This is a genomic window from Evansella vedderi (assembly GCF_030813435.1).
Taxonomy (GTDB): domain Bacteria; phylum Bacillota; class Bacilli; order Bacillales; family Salisediminibacteriaceae; genus Evansella; species Evansella vedderi.
Genome location: NZ_JAUSUG010000045.1, coordinates 1 through 9,434, shown reverse-complemented (window position 1 = coordinate 9,434; position 9,434 = coordinate 1). Strand labels below are relative to the sequence as shown.

Here is a 9,434-nt window from a genome sequence, read left to right as displayed (position 1 = left end):
AGATAAAGACATTCTCAGATGAGAGTGTCTTTTTTATATACTGAATTATGTCTGAAATATGAATACCGCGGGTAAATTGCTCGCAACGGCGGGTATCGTTTCTATTTCCGCGGGTAAACTCAGTTGTAACTAACTGCAACTCAATTAATTAAGCTGGGAAGTTTTATCCACTATGTTACAAGAATGTGAAAAGGATAAGCAAGTCATTTAATACTCACTCATCCTTTGATTGTATTTATATATGCACAAAGGTCGTCCCGATGAAAGTCGCGATTTAGTAGACGCGGTCCCCATTGAAGATGGAGCTCTTTACGATTACGTAATCTACGTGACGGATTGAATCCAGTTTTTTTCCTCCTGCATAAGAAATGGAGGATTGAAGGTCTTGCTCCATTTCAATTAAAGTATCTTTTAATGACCCTTTATGTTCTACGTACATCTTTTTACCCTCAACATTTCGTCTTTCACCTTTTTGAAATTCAGAAGCAGATCCAAAGTATTCTTTGAAACACTTCCCATCTTGTTCATATGTTTCTCCAGGTGATTCTTCATGGCCTGCAAATAAGGATCCAATCATGACCATTGTTGCACCAAACCGAATAGATTTTGCTATATCACCGTGGGTTCTAATGCCTCCATCTGCAATTACTGGTTTAGTTGCAGCCTTTGCACACCAACGAAGAGCAGCTAATTGCCATCCACCGGTACCAAATCCCGTTTTAATCTTCGTTATACATACTTTACCAGGGCCGATACCAACTTTTGTTGCATCTGCACCTGCATTTTCTAATTCTCTCACTGCTTCTGGTGTACCAACATTTCCGGCAATAACAAAACTATTAGGCAAATGCTTCTTAATATGTTGTATCATTTCTATTACAGCATTTGAGTGACCATGGGCAATATCAATCGTAATAAATTCAGGGGAAAGTTGTTCAGCTGCAATTTGTTCAACGAAGCTGTATTCCTGCTCCTTTACTCCTACACTAATTGATGCGTACAGCCCCCGCCTCTTCATATCTTTAATAAAATCAATTCTTTTCTCTGGTTGGAAACGATGCATGATATAGAAGTAGCCATTTTCAGCTAAGAAAATTGCTATTTTTTCATCAATAATCGTTTGCATATTGGCTGGAACAACAGGAAGCTTAAAGGTATGCCCTCCAAAAGTAACCGTTGTATCACACTCAGAACGGCTGTTTACAACACTTTTGGCAGGGATTAGTTGAATGTCTTCATAATCAAATACATTATCCACAATTTACACTCCTAGTATTAAAATATTTACCACACCATTAAATAATAGTACTCCAATACTATGTAATGTTCAATATTTAACAGTATGTGAAAGATAAGATAATCTATTCTTTTTTATAATTTTATAACCAATTTCCATTCTGCAAGGGCAGGGTGAATTCCTACATTAAAAATAATTAAATAATTGTTTTTGTTTACTATCCATGAAACTTGCAGTTTTTCCTTAAATACGTTATTATAATAATTTGTGATTGTCTTTATATAGTAGACTGTCTACCAAGGAGGGACGAAGAATGAAAATAAACAAATCAATTGCATTAGGGATATTGTTATTTTTTATTGGCATAACTGCAACTTTTGGATATGAGTATAGAAAGTTAAATGAACAAGTGCAAGCTTTGATCATAGAGAATAAACAAATGGAAGAAACTTTAGATGCAGAAATACTAAAGGATTACGTTGAAGACTTACCGGAGGATCTGAGGGAATACTCCATTGACTATGATTCCTGGACTCTTGCTAAGGAGATTTCTGAGTATTTTTATGAGGACAGTGATGGTCGATTTAAAGAGGAATGGGGCCATTTCCTTACCTTGGCTGCAGAATCAAAGGAGATTGATCCTTTTATCGTTTACGAGCTATTAAGAGTGGAGACAGGAGGGACTTTTGATCCTAAAACGGTGGGGCCAGAGACAATGTATGGTCACGCTTATGGGCTTGCCCAGTTTATGAAAAATACAGCGCCATGGATTGCTGAAATGGCAGGTATTGACTATGAAGAAGACAAGCTATTTGATCCTTATTATTCCATACAATTGGCTGTTACTTATTTAGACTTTCTCTACCACCAGTACGGGGATTGGAACTATGCCCTAACAGCTTATCACCGGGGAATTTACGGGTTAGAGCAATATATTTATGAGAACGGACATGCCAGAAGTTGGTATGCTGTAGAAATCCAAGAAAGTGCAAAAGACAATGAACTACTAGTATATGATGAATAAGAGTAGACGCTTCCTGTAACGGGAAGCGTCTATTTTCGTTTAGAAATCTCCAAATGGTTTAAGAAAACTCACTCTAAATAATACTGGAGGAAGGAACCTGTTTTCTCCTACCTACTATTTTATTGACCTTGCCCTAAAGAATAGCCCAATTGACCATCGAATTTATACAGGTTCTCCACCTTGATCCAGTCTAAACCTGCTTCCGACACACGATTTAATAATTTTCCAATTTCTATGTTAGTTACTGTACCATTCTCGTCACTAGGGTAGAATCGGCAACGCCAATGGTCAGTTGTAAACGTCTCTGGAAGTCCACCAGGGTATACTTTCACACCACGATTTGTAATGATAACAAGCTTGAACTCAGGTCCAGCAACAGTTTCTAATTTAGTCCCAAGCTCATCTGCTGTCAATTCATTGTTGAATAGGAATACGTCAACTCCGTCAAGTTCACGGGTAACATCTGTTTTACGATCCTTCGGCAGTAACGGAAGGGCTGGTTCTGCAGTTGCTGCAACTTCTTCATCTTGTTCTATCAATTCATAGGTAACTGGCTCCCATTTTGTTGGCTTTTGTCCAAGGCGCTCAATGACTGCATTGGCAAATTCCATCGTGCCAACCGAAGGTCCTCCTTTAGCAATATCATACGTGTAAATACCATCCTCTAAAGTTTTTAACCAAGCATTATGAATGTTTGCAGCAGCTTCTGGTTGACCAATATGAACTAACATCATGATTGCCCCTTGGAGTAGGCCGGATGGGTTAGCAAGATTTTGCCCCGCGCGCCTTGGAGCACTTCCGTGGATTGCCTCAAACATGGCACAACCATCACCGATGTTCGCGGAACCAGCAAGTCCTACACTTCCAGCAATTTGTGCAGCTACATCGGAGGCAACGTCCCCATAGAGGTTTGGCATAACAATGACATCAAAGTTTTGTGGCGTGTCAGCCATTTTTGCCATACCAATGTCAATTATCCAATGCTCTGCTTCAATTTCTGGATATTCAACGGCTATTTCATCAAAAACCTTATGGAAAAGTCCATCTGTGAGCTTCATTATATTATCTTTTGTAAAGCAAGTTACTTTCTTACGATTATTTTTTCGTGCATATTCAAAAGCGTAACGAACAATTTTTTCTGTACCTGGACGAGTAATCAGTTTAAGGCATTGTACAACCTCTGGTGTTTGCTGATGTTCGATACCTGCGTATAAATCTTCCTCATTTTCACGGATGATTACGAGGTCCATGCCTGGATGCTTTGTTTTTACAATGGGATCGAAGGCGATACAAGGCCTTACGTTAGCATATAAGCCTAAAGATTTACGAACGGTAACATTTAAACTCTTAAATCCTCCACCTTGAGGAGTAGTAATAGGTGCTTTTAGGAAAACCTTTGTGCGTCGAAGGGATTCCCAAGCGTCATCTGTAATACCAGCGGAATAGCCTGATAAATATACCTTTTCCCCTATATCGATAAATTCAGGCTCAATCTGTGCTCCGCCGTGCTCTAAAATTTTTAAGGTGGCATCCATAATTTCAGGTCCGATTCCATCACCTTTAGCAACTGTTATGGCTCTTTTCTTTGTCATAATAATTACTCGCTCCTTATCATTTAATATTTATGAGAATAGCTAAAAAAGCTAGACTTAAAAAAGCACATAAAAAAACAATAGATATCCAAATAAAGCTTTTTTACAAAGCTTAAAAATGAAGTCTATTGTTGGCTTATCTTCAACAAACACCGAAAATGTCTTTTGAAGATCTTCCTATTGAGTTATATCCGTTATGTATTACTTTTTCATCCGAGCCCACTTTGAACCTAGATGCTAAAGTAACTCAAATTGGAATATTTATAATTTTATTATAATTGAGATATATAAATTGTCAATTAAAAATCGAAATAAAATAAATGAGAAAGTTCCTGACCTTAAGATTTAGGTTCAGGAACTTTCAAAGGGAATATAATTACGTTTTTTAACCATAAATTTAATTAACGTTTAATGCTTGTTATTATTCTCCACGAATTTTCCAAAATCGGGAATAGCAAGTTTATCAAAATCAGCAGCTAATTTCGTTAAATTCTCTTTTAATGCTTCACCTGCCATTGGTAATCCGTGTCCTGTTACGGCAACAGATGGATGCAATGCTGCTAATTTTTTAACAGAAGCCCAGGAAGAATTCCAGTCTGGTGTTAAGTAGCGGGGAGGACCACTGATTTCTTGCTCTTGAGTTAGTACATCATATAGATTCTCTTGTTTGACCGTAACGAAAGCATCTCCTACAATTAATGCCCGATCCTTTTCTCGGAATAAAGAAATGTGACCCGGTGTGTGTCCTGGAGTGTGAATCCATTTGAACTCAGGCATTTCAGGAACACTACCATCGGAAGGGAGTGGCTTTACGTATGTTCCTAAGTTAATGGGTTCAATAGGAAAGAGGGGAGACACCTTTGCTATTATACCACCTTCAACAGTTGGATCTGGGTCAGGATAACGCTTTTCGCCTGTTAAGTATGGGATTTCTAATTGATGGGCGAAAACAGGCACATTCCAATGCTCGACTATTTCAATGACTGCACCTACGTGATCAAAATGACCGTGAGTTAGAATGACAGCCTTTGGCCTGCAATTAACACCAAATCTCTCTTCGGCCTCTCTAATAATTCGATCTGCCGTGTTTGGCATTCCAGCATCAATTAAGATAAATTCATTATCATTTTTATTACCAACAAAAGCAATATTAACAATTTGAACATTATAACAATATAAATCCGGTAATACTTCTATTCCAACTCCATCAGTTATGGAGGTGGCCGGAATCACCTTGTAATCACTTCCGTAATTCAACTTTTCTTGATCCACAATTATTCCTCATTTCCAATAATTTATTTTTAAGAGAAAGCATTATTAATATCCACTTGGTATTAGTAAATATGTAAAGCTTACCTTACAAAAAAATTGGAATCTTCGTTACCCCTAACTAAGGGATGGATTCTACTGTTTCCATGAGAACAGAGGTTGTTATTATAAAACGTTTTGCTTTTTTACATAAATAGAATAGTATAGGAACTAAAGGGGGAATTTATTTTGCAGAATTTTGTTTTTCAAAATTGTACTAAAATTATTTTTGGGAAAGATCAAGAACAAGTTGTAGGGAAAGAGAGTGTAGTATTTGGAAAGAAGATTCTCCTTCATTTTGGCGGAGGAAGCATTAAGGAAAGTGGATTATACGATAGAGTAATTACATCTTTAACAGAACAAGGTCTGGAAATTTTCAAACTTGGGGGAGTAAAGCCAAACCCTAGAGTGAGTCTTGTTAGAGAGGGTGTTACTATCTGTAAGGAGAACGACATTGACTTCATCTTAGCGGTTGGAGGCGGTAGCGTGATTGATTCTGCTAAGGCAATTGCTGCTGGAGTAAAATACGAAGGAGATGTTTGGGATTTCTTCATGGGAAAAGCACAAGTAACGGACTCCTTACCCATTGGTGTCGTTTTAACAATACCTGCTGCTGGGAGTGAAACAAGTGGCGGTACGGTCGTAACAAATGAAGAAGGTCTTTATAAAAGGGCAATGGGACACGATTCCTTAAGACCTCGATTCGCTATCTTGAATCCCGTTCTTACATATACTTTGCCAGTTTACCAAACGGCTTGTGGGATTACCGACATGATGGCACATATACTAGAAAGGTATTTTACCAACGAGAAACATGTCGAGGTTACGGATCGACTTTGTGAAGCGACCTTAAGGACGATCATCAATAACGCACATAAGATCTTGGAAGATCCAACAAATTATGATGCTAGAGCGGAAATTATGTGGGCGGGCACGATTGCACATAATGATTCCTTAGGGGTCGGCAGAATTGGCGACTGGGCTAGTCATGATATTGAACATGAAATTAGCGGAATTTATGATATCGCCCACGGAGCTGGTCTAGCCATCGTATTTCCAGCATGGATGAAGTACGTGTACAAGCACGACATTAACCGTTTTGCTCAATTTGCTAACAGAGTATGGGACGTGGAAATTGACTTAAATGATTTGGAAAAAACGGCTTTGGTAGGAATTGCAAAAATGGAAGATTTCTTTCGATCTATCGGGATGCCTGTCCGGTTATCAGAAGTAGAAATCGGGGAAGAACATTTCGAGGAAATGGCTAGAAAAGGGACAGAAAGATGGCCAATAGGAAATTTCATAAAACTCCATGAGAAAGATGTCCTTAACATTTATAAATTAGCACTGTAATTCTAATTTACACCCCCTGTTACATTTAGATATAACAGGGGGTGTTCTTATTTAAGCCCTCCATTTTTCTAATAATATTTTGTTTAAACCCCTTAAATGTTATTATTAAAAAGGTTAATGTAAGGGAGGTACAGTATGTTTTTTTCAAAAACCAAAGTAGTTAGTTTAATACTAATAACTCTATTATCGGTGGTTTTCCTACTGGGGGGGTGCGGTCAGGCAACCACCGATTCTGATGAAGCAAATAAGGGAGACAACGAAATAGTAGATAATGATGAGGGTGTTTCCGATGAAACAGTAGATGAGTCTTCGGGAGATAGCGATGGTAAGGAAGATAATAGAGAAGAAGTAACAGCCGAAATAAGTCCAACCGTTGACGGTGAACTTGAGGTGCATTTCATAGATGTGGGTCAAGGGGATGCCACATTATTAATTGGATCTGATTTTACTATCTTAATTGATGCTGGACGCCATGATCGGAATGATGTCGTTCCATATTTAGAAAATCAGGGTGTTACCAATCTTGACCTTGTTATCGGAACTCATCCCCATGCGGATCATATCGGCCAAATCGATAAGGTCTTAGAAAACTTCGATGTACAGGAAGTGTGGATGTCTGGAGATGAGCATTCTACAAGGACTTTTGAACGGGTTTTGGATGCTATATTAGCCAGTGATGCTGACTATCATGAACCCCGAGCTGGAGAAACTATCACTTTTGGTTCAGCAATATTGGAGGTGGTGAATCCAGATCGGTTAACAGGGGATTTTCATGAAGGGAGTATTTCCCTACGGGTTGTTTATGGAGATGTTAAATTCCTGTTTACTGGTGATGCGGAAGAGCAAACGGAAAGGGCAATGCTCGCGCGAGGACACGACCTTGATGCTCATATCTTTCAATTAGGGCACCATGGTTCAAGTACTTCAAACATACGTGAATTTCTAGACACTGTTAATCCGGAAATTACTATTTATAGTGCTGGAGCGGGCAATAGCTACGGTCACCCCCATACAGAAGTGGTCTATCGTATTCAAAATATGGGAATTCCATTGTATGGAACAGATGTTCATGGGCATGTAATTGTACAAACAGATGGTAAATCCTATTCGGTTTTTACAGAAAAAGAAGGTACTGTGGAAGCAGATGATAGCGACAAAGAGGAGTCTGTTCAAGGAGCCCCTTCCAATGAACCGTCTATATCTACTTGTATAAACATTAACTCTGCAACAAAGGAACAATTAACAGAAATTGTCCATATCGGAGAAGAAAGGGCCGATCAATTAATGAATCTACGCCCCTTTAATTCTGTGGACGAATTAACCAAAATTAATGGCATTGGCTCCGGAAGACTAGGTGATATTAAAGAGCAAGGTCTAGCTTGTGTAAAATAGGGGGAATATATTTTGGGTATTAAAGCCGTAATAGACCGAATCGTAGATGAAGAACATGCTGTTTTGTTGGTTGGTGAGAAAGAAACGGAGAAGATTATTCCTGTTTCCCACCTGCCAGAAGGTGCTGAAGAAGGAACGTGGTTAACGGTAGAATGTGATGGGGACAGCATCCTGTCCATTGAATTGAATCAAACGGAAACAAACAATACTAGGGGGCGAATTAAGAGTAAGATGGAACTCCTCCGCCATCGTTCCAAACGTAGGGACAAATAAAAACGTTATGAGAAAAGGGTGAGTCAAAAGGTTAATAATAACAACCTTTTGACTCACCCTTCTTTATTTATAGAAGAATTAATAACGTAATAATATAAATGAGAACTAATAATACTCCTATTCCAAGGAGCATGCCCCCTTGGCTTCTTCTATTTTTTAATATAAAAGAAATACCTAATCCTCCAAATAATCCTGCTAATAAAAAAAGTCCAATCCCCAGTATAACGATCATTATTTCATTATCCATTTTCAGTACTCCTTACCTGTGTATATCAAATTTTTACTATATAATAAGAACATATATAATTATACATAAATCATAGACAGGCAACCACTAATAGCATTAAAAGGAGATCAAGGCCTTATGGACGCAAAAACGAAATGGAATAGTAAATATAAAAATCGTTTGGAAACAGAAACACTTCCTACCGTTAATCCACGACTGCAGCAAATGTCGTCCTATTTAAAAGGTGGGGGGAAAGCTTTAGACTTAGCATGCGGACTCGGGACCAATAGTTTATTATTAGCTGAACAAGGGTATACAGTAGATGCATTGGATGTTTCAGATGTGGCCATTGAACATTTGAAAAAAGAAGCAAGGCTGCGAAATTTTCCGGTAAAAACACAATTATGTGATCTAACTAATATTGAAGAAGTAAAACTTGAGGAAAATACGTACGACTTGGTGGTTATTTCTTATTATCTAGACCGATCTATTTATCCTTTTATTAAATCATTGTTAAAAGAAAAGGGATATTTTTTCATGGAAACCTTCTATTTATCTTCCCGAAATAATAACAAAAAGATATCCGATCAATATAAGCTAAATTCACAAGAGTTATTAACTATATTTAAAGATTGGCAAGTGCTATATTATGAAGAAAATGAGGAAGAGGGTCGACAAACAATCTTCGTCCGCAATAACAATTTGAGTTGATAATAACAATACCTCTTAAAAAATAAGTGTTTTTTCTATTAAAATCATTTCCATAATTTAGCCATTGCAGATACATTGCTAAATTTGATATATTATTTATTCAAGGTCGTTAACACAACAAATTAAGACATCGCTCAGAAAAATGTTTCGAAAAAATATTGACTTTGATGTTTGAAAATGATATGATTATTTTTTCGCTAAAAACGACCGATAAAAACACTTCAAAAAAGTTGTTGACAGCAAAATGTTATTTTGATATAATATAAGAGTTGTCACTGAAACAACAAACTGAAATTTTGACCTTTGAAAACTAAACAA

The 9,434-nt window shown here is 37.6% G+C and carries 9 protein-coding genes; 5 read left to right on the top strand and 4 right to left on the bottom strand.

Annotated features, from left to right (window positions below):
- Positions 1–274 precede the first annotated feature (274 nt).
- A complete protein-coding gene (gene guaC, locus J2S74_RS26980; protein ID WP_307332773.1) occupies positions 275–1,258 on the bottom strand; it encodes a GMP reductase in 984 nt (327 codons plus the stop codon).
- 292 nt (positions 1,259–1,550) lie between these two features.
- On the opposite strand from guaC, the gene J2S74_RS26975 reads away from it, so the two are divergent.
- The gene (locus J2S74_RS26975; RefSeq protein ID WP_307332770.1) at positions 1,551–2,261 is read left to right on the top strand and encodes a lytic transglycosylase domain-containing protein; all 711 of its coding nucleotides are present in this window, start codon (positions 1,551–1,553) and stop codon (positions 2,259–2,261) included.
- Between the two features lie 119 nt (positions 2,262–2,380).
- Here J2S74_RS26975 and J2S74_RS26970 read toward each other — a convergent pair whose 3' ends face one another.
- Both J2S74_RS26970 and J2S74_RS26965 read right to left on the bottom strand, forming a co-directional pair.
- On the bottom strand, positions 2,381–3,853 hold the full coding sequence (locus J2S74_RS26970) for an NADP-dependent isocitrate dehydrogenase (protein ID WP_307332767.1): 1,473 nt from the start codon (positions 3,851–3,853) through the stop codon (positions 2,381–2,383).
- A 408-nt stretch (positions 3,854–4,261) separates the two neighbouring features.
- The gene (locus J2S74_RS26965) at positions 4,262–5,125 is read right to left on the bottom strand and encodes an MBL fold metallo-hydrolase (protein ID WP_307332764.1); all 864 of its coding nucleotides are present in this window, start codon (positions 5,123–5,125) and stop codon (positions 4,262–4,264) included.
- Between the two features lie 225 nt (positions 5,126–5,350).
- On the opposite strand from J2S74_RS26965, the gene J2S74_RS26960 reads away from it, so the two are divergent.
- The 3 genes from J2S74_RS26960 to J2S74_RS26950 all read left to right on the top strand — a co-directional run bounded on the left by J2S74_RS26960 (position 5,351) and on the right by J2S74_RS26950 (position 8,179).
- Positions 5,351–6,514 (top strand): iron-containing alcohol dehydrogenase, encoded by a 1,164-nt coding sequence (locus J2S74_RS26960; protein WP_307332762.1) that lies wholly within the window; start codon positions 5,351–5,353, stop codon positions 6,512–6,514.
- A gap of 135 nt (positions 6,515–6,649) precedes the next feature.
- The gene (locus J2S74_RS26955; RefSeq protein WP_307332759.1) at positions 6,650–7,906 is read left to right on the top strand and encodes an MBL fold metallo-hydrolase; all 1,257 of its coding nucleotides are present in this window, start codon (positions 6,650–6,652) and stop codon (positions 7,904–7,906) included.
- A gap of 12 nt (positions 7,907–7,918) precedes the next feature.
- The gene (locus J2S74_RS26950; protein ID WP_307332757.1) at positions 7,919–8,179 is read left to right on the top strand and encodes a DUF3006 domain-containing protein; all 261 of its coding nucleotides are present in this window, start codon (positions 7,919–7,921) and stop codon (positions 8,177–8,179) included.
- A 67-nt stretch (positions 8,180–8,246) separates the two neighbouring features.
- Here J2S74_RS26950 and J2S74_RS26945 read toward each other — a convergent pair whose 3' ends face one another.
- Complete coding sequence (locus tag J2S74_RS26945; protein ID WP_307332754.1) at positions 8,247–8,426, bottom strand: hypothetical protein; 180 nt, start codon at positions 8,424–8,426, stop codon at positions 8,247–8,249.
- 117 nt (positions 8,427–8,543) lie between these two features.
- On the opposite strand from J2S74_RS26945, the gene J2S74_RS26940 reads away from it, so the two are divergent.
- Positions 8,544–9,116 carry a class I SAM-dependent methyltransferase gene (locus tag J2S74_RS26940; RefSeq protein WP_307332749.1) on the top strand — a complete coding sequence of 191 codons (573 nt, stop codon included), beginning with the start codon at positions 8,544–8,546 and terminating at the stop codon, positions 9,114–9,116.
- The last annotated feature ends 318 nt before the right edge of the window (positions 9,117–9,434 follow it).

Excerpts from the sequence above, each read along its gene's own strand:
- J2S74_RS26970 (WP_307332767.1), bottom strand. The coding sequence starts at position 3,853 with ATGACAAAGAAAAGAGCCATAACAGTTGCTAAAGGTGATGGAATCGGA.
- J2S74_RS26955 (WP_307332759.1), top strand. The coding sequence starts at position 6,650 with ATGTTTTTTTCAAAAACCAAAGTAGTTAGTTTAATACTAATAACTCTA.
- J2S74_RS26940 (WP_307332749.1), top strand. The coding sequence starts at position 8,544 with ATGGACGCAAAAACGAAATGGAATAGTAAATATAAAAATCGTTTGGAA.
- J2S74_RS26975 (WP_307332770.1), top strand. The coding sequence starts at position 1,551 with ATGAAAATAAACAAATCAATTGCATTAGGGATATTGTTATTTTTTATT.
- J2S74_RS26945 (WP_307332754.1), bottom strand. The coding sequence starts at position 8,426 with ATGGATAATGAAATAATGATCGTTATACTGGGGATTGGACTTTTTTTA.